12 protein-coding genes are annotated in these 13,811 nt (G+C 67.7%); 11 read left to right on the top strand and 1 reads right to left on the bottom strand.

Going from position 1 to position 13,811, the window contains the following annotated elements; genetic code table 11:
• The first annotated feature begins 20 nt into the window (after positions 1–20).
• From ftsZ to QZZ29_RS11935, 9 genes are all read left to right on the top strand, one after another.
• A complete protein-coding gene (gene ftsZ / locus QZZ29_RS11975; RefSeq protein ID WP_291383559.1) occupies positions 21–1,205 on the top strand; it encodes a cell division protein FtsZ in 1,185 nt (394 codons plus the stop codon).
• 2 nt (positions 1,206–1,207) lie between these two features.
• The gene (locus QZZ29_RS11970) at positions 1,208–1,939 is read left to right on the top strand and encodes a polyphenol oxidase family protein (protein WP_291383558.1); all 732 of its coding nucleotides are present in this window, start codon (positions 1,208–1,210) and stop codon (positions 1,937–1,939) included.
• Positions 1,940–2,038: 99 nt separating this feature from the next.
• Complete coding sequence (locus QZZ29_RS11965) at positions 2,039–2,515, top strand: cell division protein SepF (protein WP_291383557.1); 477 nt, start codon at positions 2,039–2,041, stop codon at positions 2,513–2,515.
• 48 nt (positions 2,516–2,563) lie between these two features.
• Positions 2,564–2,866, top strand: coding sequence for a YggT family protein (locus QZZ29_RS11960; RefSeq protein ID WP_291383556.1), 303 nt, complete (start codon positions 2,564–2,566; stop codon positions 2,864–2,866).
• Between the two features lie 102 nt (positions 2,867–2,968).
• Positions 2,969–3,853, top strand: coding sequence for a DivIVA domain-containing protein (locus QZZ29_RS11955; protein ID WP_291383555.1), 885 nt, complete (start codon positions 2,969–2,971; stop codon positions 3,851–3,853).
• A gap of 105 nt (positions 3,854–3,958) precedes the next feature.
• Entirely contained in the window at positions 3,959–4,411 is a 453-nt protein-coding gene (locus QZZ29_RS11950; RefSeq protein ID WP_291383554.1) for a TraR/DksA C4-type zinc finger protein, read from the top strand.
• Complete coding sequence (lspA, locus tag QZZ29_RS11945) at positions 4,408–4,917, top strand: signal peptidase II (RefSeq protein ID WP_291383553.1); 510 nt, start codon at positions 4,408–4,410, stop codon at positions 4,915–4,917. Before QZZ29_RS11950 ends, lspA begins: the two co-directional genes overlap by 4 nt.
• A complete protein-coding gene (locus tag QZZ29_RS11940) occupies positions 4,914–5,831 on the top strand; it encodes an RluA family pseudouridine synthase (RefSeq protein ID WP_291383552.1) in 918 nt (305 codons plus the stop codon). The genes lspA and QZZ29_RS11940 overlap by 4 nt, the downstream gene beginning before the upstream one ends.
• Before the next feature lie 4 nt (positions 5,832–5,835).
• A complete protein-coding gene (locus tag QZZ29_RS11935) occupies positions 5,836–6,333 on the top strand; it encodes a GNAT family N-acetyltransferase (RefSeq protein ID WP_291383551.1) in 498 nt (165 codons plus the stop codon).
• Positions 6,334–6,350: 17 nt separating this feature from the next.
• Here QZZ29_RS11935 and hrpA read toward each other — a convergent pair whose 3' ends face one another.
• Positions 6,351–10,640, bottom strand: a complete 4,290-nt coding sequence (hrpA, locus tag QZZ29_RS11930) for an ATP-dependent RNA helicase HrpA (protein WP_291383550.1) — start codon at positions 10,638–10,640, stop codon at positions 6,351–6,353.
• 445 nt (positions 10,641–11,085) lie between these two features.
• Between hrpA and QZZ29_RS11925 the strand changes: the two genes are divergently transcribed.
• The gene (locus tag QZZ29_RS11925) at positions 11,086–11,532 is read left to right on the top strand and encodes a hypothetical protein (RefSeq protein WP_291383549.1); all 447 of its coding nucleotides are present in this window, start codon (positions 11,086–11,088) and stop codon (positions 11,530–11,532) included.
• 189 nt (positions 11,533–11,721) lie between these two features.
• Positions 11,722–13,811 (top strand): DNA polymerase III subunit alpha (gene dnaE, locus QZZ29_RS11920; protein WP_291383548.1); only part of this gene is annotated, 2,090 nt, incomplete at its 3' end.

The raw sequence follows: 13,811 nt of genomic DNA, 5'->3' as shown, positions 1-13,811 counted from the left end.
TTAATGTTGAAGGGAAGGCCATGGCCGCACCGCAGAACTACATCACGGCGATCAAAGTCGTCGGCGTCGGAGGCGGCGGAGTCAACGCCGTCAACAGGATGATCGAGGTCGGCCTCAAGGGCGCCGAGTTCATCGCCATCAACACCGATGCCCAAGCGCTGCTGATGTCCGATGCCGACGTCAAGCTCGACATCGGCCGCGAACTGACCCGCGGCCTCGGAGCGGGCGCCGACCCCGAGGTGGGCCGCAAGGCAGCCGAGGACCATGAGACGGAGATTGCGGAGGCCCTTCGCGACGCCGACATGGTCTTTGTGACCGCAGGCGAGGGAGGAGGCACCGGCACCGGCGGCGCGCCCGTGGTGGCACGCATCGCGAGGGCGCTCGGCGCACTTACGGTCGGCGTGGTGACGCGCCCCTTCAGTTTCGAGGGACGGCGCCGCTACGACCAGGCGGAAGCGGGCATCGAGCGGCTGCGCGACGAGGTCGACACGCTCATCGTGATCCCCAACGATCGACTCCTGGATATCCAGGACGCCAACCTGTCCGTGCTCGGCGCCTTCGCCGCCGCAGACCAGGTGCTCCAAGGCGGCGTCCAGGGCATTACGGACCTCATTACGACCCCCGGGCTCATCAACGTGGACTTCAACGACGTGAAGTCCGTCATGAAGGGCGCGGGCACCGCGCTCATGGGCGTCTCGAGCGCTCGCGGCGAGAACCGCGCGCTCGTGGCCGCGGAAGGTGCGATCGCGTCCCCGCTGCTGGAGGCGTCGATCGAGGGTGCACATGGCGTGCTGCTGAGCATCGCCGGCGGCTCCAACCTGGGAATCAAGGAAGTCGAAACCGCAGCCAAGCTGGTGCGCGAGGCGGCACACCCCGAGGCGAACATCATCTTTGGCACGGTCATCGACGACGCGCTCGGCGACGAGCTCCGCATCACGGTGATTGCGGCAGGCTTCGACGGGGGCGCCCCTCCGGTGCGCCGCCACCTGGGCGCGCTGGGAACCGTCGAGGGGGCCGCACCGACACCCTCCGCGGAGGAGCTGGAGCCGGTGGACGCGCCCGTCGAGGTGGATGTCCTCCCCACGTCGCTGACCGACTCCGAGCCGACGCCGCGTCGCGATCCTGCGCCGCGCACGGATGCGATCCACGTGCACCCCTCGTGGGCGGACGATGACGCCCTGGACGTTCCGGAGTTCCTCAAGTAGCCATGGACGCCCGGCTACCGGTCAGGGCGTTCTTTACCGATCGCCACGGCGGCGTCAGCGCCGGGCCGTACGAGAGCCTTAACGTCGCCACCCACGTCGGCGACACCGCCGCAGCCGTCAGCATCAACCGTGGCGTGGTGCAAGATCGCGCGGGGACGCCCGTGATCTTCATGCGCCCCGACCACGGGATAGCCGTCGCAAGACTTGACGAGTCCTACCTCGACGGCCGCGAACCGCCGGTGGCGGATGTGCTCACCACGACCGTCAGAGGGCTTGGGCTCGCGACCCTCGCGGCGGACTGCGTGCCCCTCTTGGCGCACGATGCGTCCTCGGGCGCCGTAGCGGCGGCGCACATCGGCCGGGAAGGACTGAGGAAGGGCGTTGTCGATGCCGCCGTCGCGGCGATCATCGACATTCGCCAGACCCGGTCGCACCCCGATTCCGTCACCTTCAGCATCGGGCCATGTATTTGCGGCACGTGTTATGAAGTCTCGAGTCAGGTGGCGTCGACCGTATCGCGGAGCCACCCGACGGCGTTGGCGACGACGAGTTGGGGGACGCCGTCGCTGGACCTTCCACGCGCCGTCGTAGGCAGGCTCGCGGAACTCGGCTTCACCCGGGTCTTCCGACACCGCTTCTGCACGTTCGAGGAGCTGAGGCTTTTCTCGTACCGACGGGAGGGCACCACCGGGCGGCAGGCGGGAGTCATCGTGTGCGAGGGGCCACCGTCGTGACCGCGTGGGGATGGCCCGGCGTGTCGGTGCGGCCGCGCAAGCCCCGGACAACCTACCGTGGAGGTTGCAGGACACAGCAAGTGAGAGCGGAGCGAAACCATGAGCGCTATGCGCAAGGCGATGCAGTACTTCGGTTTCGAAGTCGCGGACCGTGACGACTACGACTACGACTACGCCGACGAGGAACTCGCGCCCGTCACGAACCTGCACGACGCCTCTCACGTGCGGGAGCAGCACGATTCCCGTCCACGCACGTCGGCCGTTCGCCATCAGCGTCCCCAACCCGTCGAGCATGGTGACTTGCGACGCATCCAGACCATTAAGCCCCGTTCCTACAGCGACGCGCGCCTCATCGGCGAAGCGTTCCGCCAGGGTGTTCCGGTCATCATGAACCTCACGGAAATGACCGACGCCGAGGCGAAGCGGCTTGTCGACTTCTCCGCTGGCCTGTCCTTCGGACTGCACGGCAACATCGAACGGGTCACCACGGCCGTGTTCCTGCTGTCTCCTGCGCACGTCGAGATCGCCGTCGACGCCGAGCCGCCCGCGGCCGACTCCGGATTCTTCTCGAACTAACATCGAGCGGTGCCCGGCCGGGCCGTGGCGCTCCGTTACCCTTGACACGTGATCCTCGCCATAGACCTCGCGCTGTTTGCGCTCCTGATCCTGATGCTGATGCTGCTCGCGCGCATCGCGTTGTCGTGGATATTCACCTTCGCGCGGGATTGGCAGCCGCGGGGATTCTCCGCGCTGATGGTGGAGTCGGTGTATGTCGTCACTGATCCCTTGATCAAACCCGTGCGCCGCGTCTTGCCCCCGCTCACCATCGGAATGGTGCGAATTGACGTAGCATTCTTACTTGTGTTCTTCGCCGTGATCATTTTGCGTTCGGTGCTTGCTCAGGTGCGCTACAACCTGGGCGGATAGAGAACAGCGAACTCAAGCGCTTTCCGATACTTAGGGGGAGCACGTGAATATTGACCAACTGGCGGCCGCATAGTGCCGCCCTAAAGTAAGGATGGACGACGCATGGCACTTCTCACCGCCGAAGACGTCCTCAACAAAGCCTTCTCCAAGACGAAGTACCGCGAGGGATTCGACCAGGACGAGGTTGACGATTTTCTTGACGAGGTGGCCAATACTATTGCCGCCTTGACTGCCGAGCGTGACGAACTCCAGCAGCGGCTGGCGCAGGCCCAAGCGGGCGGCGCAGTGGTGCCTCCGGCCGCGACGCCCGGTGCCGACACCGCCCAGGTGCCGTCGCAGTCCTTCCTGCAGGCGGCCACCGACCCGAACCCACCCTCGGCGACCACCATGCTCGCCATGGCCCAGAAGTTGCACGACGAATACGTTCAGGCGGGCGAGGAGGCTCGCGATCGCCTGATCGATGAGGGCAAGATCAAGGCCGAGACCATCGTCGAGCAGGCCGAGACGGACGCACGCGGGCGCATGCAGGATCTCGAGACTGAACGTGCCGACCTCGAGCGCCGCATCGACGACTTGCGCCGCTTCGAACGCGATTACCGCGGCCACTTGCGCAACTACCTGGAAAACCTGCTGGGGGATCTGGAGCACAACGCGTCCAAGGCGAGTGCGGGCCCTGTGGGTTCGGCCGACGTCGAGACGCCGTCCGCTCCGCCAACCTTGCCCGACACGGTGTCGGATTCGATGTTCGATTCGGTGCCCGGCTCGATGCCCGGGCCCGAACCGGTGCCTGACCCGGAGTTGGCGAGCGCGCCGGAGCCAGCTCCGGCGTTCGGGGAGCAGTGGGGCAACCCAGAGCCAGAGCAGGCTCCACACGTGGGCGAGGCGGAGCGGATCCCGCACGCGGGCGAAGAGGGTTTCGTTCCGATCGCTGGCGATCACGACGAGTCCGGCGAAGATCCGGCCGACGCTCCACGCTGGAACTTCTAGTACCACCCGGCTTGAGCGCCGCGTCGGCCTGCAAGGACCGGCGCGGCGCTTTGCCTTCCCCTTGCAGTGCGACTACTCTCACTGCGTTACCCAAGTGAGGACCTCATGACAAGCACTGAAGTTCCCATCGTCAAGGTGGATCCCGCGGACCTGAAGGCCGCCGACGCCAAGGCTCTTGCCGTGCGCGAAGGCGAGGAGCCTTGGAAGGTCGCCGAATTGCGCGCCGTCGTGGTCACTCTCAACGCCGACGTGGATCGCCTCGTGGAAGAATTCCATGCCAGCGAGCACGACCTCGACGACCTCCTGCACACGTCCGAGGGTTCGGGCGACGACCAGGCCGACGCCGGGTCCACCGCGCTGGAGCGTGAGCAGGAAATGTCGATCGTGAACAACACCCGCGAGATGCTCGAGGAGTCGGTTGACGCTTTGCGCCGCATCCAGAACCACACGTTCGGCTCGTGCGTCTCGTGTGGTCAGGGCATCGGCAAGGCGCGCCTGCAGGCCTTTCCGCGCGCCAAGTACTGCGTGACGTGCAAGCAGCGCGAGGAGCGCCGTTGAGCGTTCGGCCCGCCGTCTGGTTGGCCGCGACCCTCGTGGTCACGATTGATCTCTTCACCAAGCAGTGGGCGCTGTCCGCACTGGTGCCGGGCGTGCGTCATCCCGTGCTGGGCGACGCGTTGTCATGGCAGTTGGTGTTCAATTCGGGTGCCGCGTTCTCGCTCGGCGAGGGCTACACGTGGGTGCTGACCGGCATCGCCGTCGTCGTGACCGTCGGGATCGTGTACTACGCCCGGCGTGCGAGGGGACGCTTGGCCGTTGCGCTCTTTGGCGTCGCGCTGGGTGGTGCGCTCGGCAACCTGATCGATCGCCTGTTCCGCGAGCCCGGGTTCGGGCGGGGACACGTGGTTGACATGATCAACTACAACAACGTCTTTGTGGGGAATGTGGCCGACATCGCCATCGTCGGCGCCGCCGCGGTGTTCATGCTTGTCAGTTTGTTTGGCAAGCGGCTCGTGGAGCCCGCGCCGGGTGACCCGGCACCCGCAGCCAAAGCCACGCCGTGAGCGACACCCGGTATCTGCCCGTGCCCGATGCGCTGGTGGGCGAGCGCGCCGACGTGGCCTTGGCGCGGATGCTGGGCATGAGTCGCACCAAAGCGGCCGAACTGCTTGATGGCGGAGGCGTCTCGCTCGAGGGCTTCACCGTGGGCCGGTCCGATACCGTGCGTGACGGAATTCTTGCCATAGACATTCCTCAGCCCAGGGCGGCGATGCCCGAGCCGACCATTCCCGGCGGCCTCACCGTGGTGTACGAGGACGCCGACATCGCCGTGATCGACAAGCCGGTGGGCGTCGCCGCGCATCCCTCACCCGGCTGGGAGGGCCCCACTGTCACCGGTGCGCTCGCCGATGCGGGAATGACGCTGGCCGCGGAAGGCGCCGCCGAGCGCCAGGGCATCGTGCATCGGCTCGATGTAGGAACGTCCGGCCTGATGGTGGTCGCCAAGACCGGGCCCGCTTATTCAGCGCTCAAGCGGGCCTTCAAGGAACGCACCATCGACAAGGTGTATCACGCGGTGGCTCAGGGCCATCTGGAGCCCACCGAGGGCACGATTGACGCCCCGATCGGTCGTCATCCCAGTTCCGACTACAAATTCGCCGTGGTGGAGGGTGGCAGGCCGTCCATCACGCACTACAAGGTGCTGGAGATGTTTCCCTCCGCATCGCTCGTGGAGGTCCACCTCGAGACGGGGCGCACCCACCAGATTCGGGTCCACATGACCGCCATGAGGCATCCGCTCGTGGGCGACGTCACGTACGGCGCTGATCCGGTCCAGGCCAAGAAGCTGGGCCTGACGCGACAGTGGCTGCACGCCAAGGAGTTGGCTTTCGCACACCCCACACGGGGCGATGAATTGCGCGTCGTGTCCGAATACCCCGAGGATCTTGCGGCTGCGCTTGCGCAACTGCGAGGCTAGACCCATGCAGAGCGTCCCCGTGACCACGCCCGAACAGCTTGAGGTCGCGCTCGCGATCCGCTTCGAGGTCTTCGTCGATGAGCAGGGCGTGGACCCCGCTGCGGAGCGAGACGCCCTCGATCCGGATCCGCGCACCTTCCACGCTCTCGTGGTTGACGACGAGGGCATCCCACTCGCGACCGGCCGATTGCTAGCGCCCCACACCGACGTCTTTCACGGCGAGGGGGCGTTCGGCGCCATGGACCCGGCGGTCCCGCACATCGGCCGGGTCGCGGTGCGCAAGGTGGCGCGCAACACGGGTGCGGGTACCGCGCTCATGGAGGAGTTGGAGGCCGCGGCACTGGAACGCCATGGCGCGGGCGGCAGCGTGCGGGTCGAACTCAGTGCCCAGGATCAGGCCATGCCGTTCTACGAGAAGCTCGGGTACATACCGTACGGCGACGCCTATCTCGATGAGGGCATTTCCCACCACGACGCGTTCAAGGTGGTCACGGGCCCGTAGCGGGACTTGTGCCCGGGCTAGTCGGGCGGCGCGGCGAGCGCGGCCCGAATCCGCTTCTCGCTGACGGGGCCGTCGGTGCCGAGTTGCTGGGCGAAGAGCGACACGCGGAATTCCTCGATCATCCACCGCGCGGCGTTGATGCGGGCGGCTCGCGCCGCATCCGGGATGCTCCCCGCGGCGGCTTCGCGTTCACGATCAGCCTCCTCCGCAATCTCGCGCACGCGCCACGCCAGCTCGGCGTCTCGCGCCGGCTGTGACTGCGCCTTCTCGATGCGGTGGCGCGCCGCCTTGAGATAGCGGGGCACGTGCCGCAGCCGGCCGGGCGGGGTGCGCGACAGGAAGCCGTCGCCGGCAAGGTCCTCCGCCAGGGCGCGCACGTCGGCCAGGGTGGACAGCAGTGCCATCGACGTGGTGGCGCGGATGTCTGCGTCGAGCGCGCGGGAGGCCTCGGCGATCGGCACCACCAGGCCGACGATGCGGTAGATCTCGTCCTCGAGCCGATCGCGCACGTGGTCGCGAGCGGCCGCGTACGCGTCGGCCGAACGCACTGCGGCGGCGTCCACCGCGTCGCCGCCGGCAGTCGTGAGCGTGACGGTGGTCAGCGCGCGGATCGCCGTGAGCTGAAGGTCGTCGACCAGCGCGCCGGTGGTCCGGTAGCCCGACGCGGCGAGTGCCAGCGACTGCGCGCTCGTCCAGCGGGAGGTGACCCGTTTGGTGGCCAATCCGCACTCGGTGAGCAACAGGCGCCTCACGCCGTCCGCGTGTACGGCGTCACGCTCACGGGCGTCGGCCAAGATGCGAAGCGCAGCGCCGCCCCTCTCCTCCATGAGTCCCGGGTACCCGCGCACGATCACTCCGCCGCCCACGTCGGACTCGATGACCTCGGGAAGGACTCCGCCAGGTAGGCCTGCGGGCCATGTGCTCAGTTCGCTCTTCTCGACAACCGGCCCGCCAGCGAAGGCCGCCGGCGAGGGCTTTGGCGCTGCGGAGGCGGAGGCCTTGCCTTGGCGGCCATGATCGGGGGACGCACCCACGGCCCGCCTCACCGCGTCGGCGGTCCGAGGCGCGAGCGAACGCTTGAGCGCGAGTAGGTGCGTCGACTCGTCCACGACGCTCTCGCGGCCGTTCTTGTGCTCCACGATCCGGAACGTCATCTTGAGGTGTGACGCGAGACGGTCGTCCACCTCGTCCCACGCATCGGCCGGGATGGTGACGTCGCGCAGCGCCCGCGTGGCGCGCGTGAAGGCGTCGCGATAGGACTCCGCCATGTCGCCGGCACGGGCAAGGTCCTCCCAAGCGGGGGTGTGGACCGCCATCCACGCGACGATGTCCCTGGCGGCATCCGGGGCGGGCACCAGCTGGCGGCGCACGGGCTTGGGAAGCGCCCTGATGGTCGCCGTGGTGAGCTCCGGCAGCATTCCGGGCACCAGCCGGTCGAAGCCGTCGGGCGTGACGCGGGGGAGTACGGTGAGGGGAATGTGGACGGTCACTCCGTCCGCGTCGGCGCCGGGCTCAAATTGGTAGGTGAGCGGCAGCGTGAGCTCGCCTTGGGGCCACGTGTCCGGGAATTGGGACGGGTCCACCTCGGCCGCGTCGGGCATGAGCAGCTCGGTCGTGTAGGTGAGCAGGTCCGGGTGCTCCCGGCGGGCGCCCTTCCACCACTTGTCGAAATGCGCGGCGGAGACCACGTGGTCGGGGAGGCGCTCGTCGTAGAAGTCGAATAGCTCCTCCTCGCCCGCCACGAGCCCGAAGGTGCGGGTGCGGGCCTCCACGTCGGCGGCCTCGGCAAGCGCGGCCTGATTGGCCTTCCAGAACTCGTGGTGGGTGGTCCACTCGCCCTGCACCAGCGCGTGGCGAATGAACAGCTCGCGCGCCTCCGCCGGGTTGACCTTTCCCCACAGCACGCGGCGCTCGGCGATGATGGGCACTCCGTACAGCAGTACCTTCTCGTGGGCCATGGCCGCGCCCTTGCTGGTGGACCAGTGGGGCTCGGAGTAGGTGTGCTTGGCCAGGTCGCCGGCGAGCTCCTCCGCCCATGCCGGGTCGATGCGCGCCACGTCGCGCGCCCACAGCCGGTTGGTCTCCACCAGTTGGGCGGCCATCACGAAAGCGGGCGGCTTCGTGGACAGGGGAGAGCCAGGCTGGATGGCGAAGCGGGCGCCGCGCGTGCCCAGGTACTCGTTGGTCGCCCGTTTGCGCGCCCGCTTCAAGGCGACGGCCTTCGCCTCGCCGCGCAGGTGCGAGTAGCTCGACGCGGTCACCCTGCCCTCGTCCTGCATGCCGATCTGGGTGAGCAGGCCCGCGAGCACGGAGCGGTGGATGGCATCCTCGTCCCACGCATGCAGGAACGCCGTGGTGCGTTGGTCGCCCGCGCCGCCGTCCGCACCGCCGCCGCCCGCACCTTGGTCGGCCGCGACCGGCTTTGCCGCTCTGGCCTTGATGTGAATCCCTGCCGGCTTGCCCGCTTGCCGCAACTGCTGGACCAGGTCCTGCCACTCGCGCACGCGCAAGTAGTTGAGGAACTCGGACCGGCACATGCGCCGGAACGCGCTGCCGGACAGCTCGTGCTGGCGGTCCCGCAGGTACGCCCACAGGTTGAGGTAGCCCAACAGGTCCGACGTGGGGGTGGAGAAGCGCCGATGCTGAAGGTCGGCCTCGGCGCGCTTGTCGCTGGGACGCTCGCGCGGGTCCTGGATCGACAGCGCTGCGGCGATCACCGCGGCCTCGTAGGCGACTCCGTGACGCTCGCCCTCGACGATCATCCGGGCCTGGCGGGGGTCGATCGGCAGGCGCGCGAGCTTGCGCCCCACGTCCGTCAGCCGGGTCTTGCTGACGCGATTCGTGGTGACCGCCCCGAGGTCGGACAGCAATTGGATGCCGTCCTTGATGGAGCGGGTGTCGGGAGGCTCCACAAACGGGAAGGAGGCCACCTCGTCGGGCGTCGACACCACGCCCACCGAGATCATCTGCAGCAGCACGGAGGCCAGCGACGTGCGGAGGATCTCCGGTTCGGTGAAGTCGGGGCGCGACGCGAAGTCGTCCTCGGAGTACAACCGGATGGCGATGCCGTCCGCGAGGCGGCCCGCGCGTCCGGCGCGCTGATTGGCGCTCGCCTGGGAGATCGGCTCGATCGGCAGCCGCTGCACCTTGGTCGCCTTGGAGTAGCGGCTGATGCGGGCCGTGCCGGGGTCCACCACGTAGTGGATGCCGGGCACGGTGAGCGACGTCTCGGCGACGTTGGTGGCCAGCACGATGCGGCGGCGCGAGTGCTGGGCGAAGACCCGGTGCTGCTCGGCTGCGCTCAGCCGGCTGTACAGGGGAAGCAACTCCACTCCCTGAGGGTGCTTGGCGTCGCGCACGCGCGGGCCCAGATGCCCCTCGAGGGTGTCCACCGCATCGCGAATCTCGCGCTCGCCGGACAGGAACACCAGGATGTCGCCGTGGCCCTCGCGCATGAGCTCGTCGCACGCATCCACGATGCCGGTCATGAGGTCGCGTTCCCCGCCGCGCGCCTCGCCCGTCAGGGGCCGGTACCGCATCTCGACCGGGTAGGTGCGGCCCGTGACCTGGATGACGGGGGCGGTGGGGCGGGCGTCGGCGTCGCGCCCACCCGGCGCGGCGTCGTCCCCAGCCCCAGCGGTTGGCCCCACCACGGCATCGTCCGCGATGGGTCCTCCGGGTGCGAAGTGACGCGCGAAGCGCTCCGAGTCGATGGTGGCGGACGTGATGATGATCTTGAGATCGGGGCGGCGCGGCAGCAGATTGGTGAGGTAGCCGAGTAGCACGTCGATGTTGAGGCTGCGTTCGTGGGCCTCGTCGATGATGAGAGTGTCATATGTCAGCAGGTCGGGGTCGCGCTGGATTTGGGCCAGCAGGATGCCGTCCGTCATCACCTTGATGAGCGTGCGCTCGGAGGACGTGTCGGTGAAGCGCACCTGGTAGCCGACCACGTCGCCCAGGGTGGTGCCGAGTTCCTCGGCGATGCGGTCCGCCACGGAGCGCGCGGCGATGCGGCGCGGCTGAGTGTGGCCGATCTGGCCGGCGCGGCCCCGGCCCAAGTCAAGAGCGATCTTGGGGATCTGGGTGGTCTTTCCTGAGCCGGTCTCGCCCGCGACAATCACCACCTGATGGTCGCGAATGGCTGCGGCGATGTCGTCGCGCCTGGCGCTGACGGGCAACCCCGCCGGGTAGGCGATGGTGGGGACCTCCACTGCGGCGCGCGCGGCCGCAGCCTTCGCCCTCGACACGCCAGCGCCAGCCTGAGCGCGTGCGGGCGCGCGCGTATCGGCGCGTCGTGAGGAGGTCATGTAACCATTGTCGCGCGTGCCGCGAGGGTGTCGTCGTCCTCCGACGTGGCCCGCTACCCATCCCGTCCCGACGCTACGAACCTTTCTCTCGTGCGACACGCCGTGAGAGCGTGGAAGTCGGCGGAAACACGGCGGGGCGCGGCGACCAATCACCGCGCTATTGGACGCAACCTCGCGTTCCTTCTGTTCCGCGACAGATCGCAACACGCCATGTAACTTGGGAAAATGGGGCGGAAACACTGGCCCGGAACCACCAGCAACCCGTCCGATCCTGACAATTCGTGCTTGCGGGCATCGCCGGACAAAACTCCTTGGAACGCCGACCAGAGAGGCCATATCAATGCCCGTTACTCAGCGCGCCGCCGCGACTCTAGTTGCGCTAATGCTGTCTCTTGGTGCTGTGACGGCATGCAGTAACGAAGAGGTCCGTGCCGACTGGAGTGGCATGGCGGGGCTTGGACTCGAGGTCGACCCGCCGATGTCCCTTGACGACCTCCAACGTGACGCAACTACGGTCGTTCTTGCACACGCGATCGACGTTACTGAAGTCCCGACGGAGGTCTCGGGGCTTCCGAAGGACGCGGGCGTAGTCGCGGTCACCTTCGAGGTTGACCAATGGGTGAAGGGGGACGGAGGGTCCCAGATCTCCATCGTTCGCCCTCGGCAGCCGGTCGACACCGCCGAGAGTCTCCGAAAGCAACTCCCCGATGAACAAGTCCTGCTGTTCGCTCTCGACGCTGGCTACGGCGGGTACCTCGCGCTCACGTCGGACCTCGGAGCAATAACCGAGCGCGACGGGGTCCTCGTCACGGTGTTCGACGAGCCTCTTGCCCCCAACGTGGTACCGGAAGGACGTCAAAGTCTCGACGCGCTCACGGAACTCGTGCGCTAAGGCGGTTTGCCAGACGTCTCGCGTTGGCAACTGGGCCGGCTCAGGGCAGCGGGTGGCCGTTGTGGCCAACGTCGACCACGGGTCCAGCCGCGGCGAGCGTTCTCAGCCGCGGCTTGAGTGATCCGGGGCTTCGCAGGGCGAGCGCGTCGAGGGCTCTAACCTTCAGCCACCGCGCCTAGAATCGTCTCCATGCCGTCGCGCGACTTCGTCCACCTCCATGTGCACACGGAGTACTCGATGTTGGACGGCGCGGCCCGCATCACCGACCTCATGGAGCGGGCCAACGAGCTCGGCCAGAAGGCCATCGCCACCACGGACCACGGCTACATGTTCGGCGCCTACGAGTTCTGGTCCAAGGCCACCGAAGCGGGCGTGAAGCCCATCATCGGCCTCGAGGCGTACCTCACCCCGGGCACCGCACGCTCGGACCGCGGCCGGGTCAAGTGGGGCCAAGAGGGCCAAGCAGGGGACGACGTCAGCTCGGGTGGCGCGTACACCCACGCCACGATGTGGGCCAAGGACACGGCCGGAATGCACAACCTATTCCGCCTCGCCTCGTACGCGTCGTTGGAGGGCCACTTCTACAAGGCCCGCATGGACCGCGACCTGCTGCAGCGCTACGCGAAGGGCATCATCGCCACCACCGGCTGCCCCTCGGGCGAGGTGCAGACCAGGCTGCGCCTGGGCCAGTACGACGAGGCGCTCAAGGCCGCGGGGGAATTCCAGGAGATCTTCGGTCGCGAGAACTACTACGTGGAGCTCATGGATCACGGCCTCGACATCGAGACGCGGGTCTACGAGGATCTGGTGCGCCTGTCGAAGGACCTCGGGGCGCCGCTGGTGGCCACCAACGATCTGCATTATTCGTCCAAGGACGACGCCAAGACGCACGAGGCGCTGCTGTGCATCCAGTCCGGCTCCACCCTCGACGAGCCGACCTACGATCAGGGCGGCAAGCGCTTCGCGTTCAACGGGGACGGCTACTACGTCAAGACCGCCGAGGAAATGTGGGACTTGTGGGGCGATAGGCACCCCGAGGCCCTCACCAACACGCTGGCGATCGCGGAACAGTGCGAGGTGGCGTTCAACACCTCCGCCGACTACATGCCGCGCTACGACGTGCCCGCGGGCGAGGACGAGCACTCCTGGTTCGTCAAGGAGGTCCAGCGCGGCCTCCACGACCGCTTTGGCGAGCAGATCCCCGCGCACGTCCAGGAGCGCGCCAACTTCGAGATCGAGGTCATCGCCGACAAGGGCTACCCGGGGTACTTCCTGGTGGTTGCCGACTTTGTGAAGTGGGCCAAGGACAACAGGATTCGGGTGGGCCCCGGCCGCGGTTCCGGCGCCGGTTCCATGGCGGCGTACGCGATGCGGATCACCGACCTCGACCCCATCCAGCATCAGCTCTACTTCGAGCGCTTCCTCAACCCGGAACGCGAGTCCAAGCCCGACTTCGATATCGACTTCGACGAGCGTCGTCGCGGCGAGGTGATCCGCTATGTGACGGACAAGTACGGCGAGGACAAGGTCGCCCAGATCGTCACCTACGGCACCATCAAGGCCAAGCAGGCGCTCAAGGACTCCGCGCGGGTGCTGGGCAAGCCCTACGCCTTGGGTGAGTTGCTCACCAAGGCCTACCCGGACCCGCAGCAGGGCCGCGACCTGTCGCTCGCCGCCGTGTTCGACGAAACCCACGACCGCTACAACGAGGGTGGCGACTTCCGCACGGCGGTCGAGGCGGACCCCGAGGCCCGCGAGGTCGTGGACATGGCGCTCGGGCTGGAGGGGCTGAAGCGCCAGTGGGGGGTCCACGCGGCAGGCGTCATCATGTCGTCCGAGCCGCTGATCGACATCATTCCCATCATGCGCCGCGAGCAAGACGGCGCCATCATCACCCAGTTCGACTACCCCACGTGCGAGGGCCTCGGCCTGGTCAAGATGGACTTCTTGGGCCTGCGCAACCTCACGATCCTCGACGATGCCCTGGACAACATCGTCGACAACGGCAAGGCGCCGCTGGTGCTGGAGGACCTGGCGCTTGAGGACCAGGCGGCGTTCGACCTGCTGGGCCGCGGCGACACCCTGGGAGTGTTCCAACTCGACGGCGTGGCCATGCGCTCGCTGCTGCGGCAGATGAAGCCGGACTCGTTCGAGGACATCTCCGCCGTGCTGGCCCTGTACCGTCCGGGTCCGATGGGCGCCAACTCCCACACCAACTACGCCGAGCGCAAGAACGGCCGCCAGAAGGTCGACTACATCCACCCGGAGCTCGAGGCGCC

Origin of the sequence: Demequina sp., assembly GCF_016278765.1 — a bacterium.
Lineage (GTDB): Bacteria > Actinomycetota > Actinomycetes > Actinomycetales > Demequinaceae > Demequina.
Note: the sequence above shows the minus strand (reverse complement) of the source record. Positions and strands in the feature narration are given on the sequence as shown.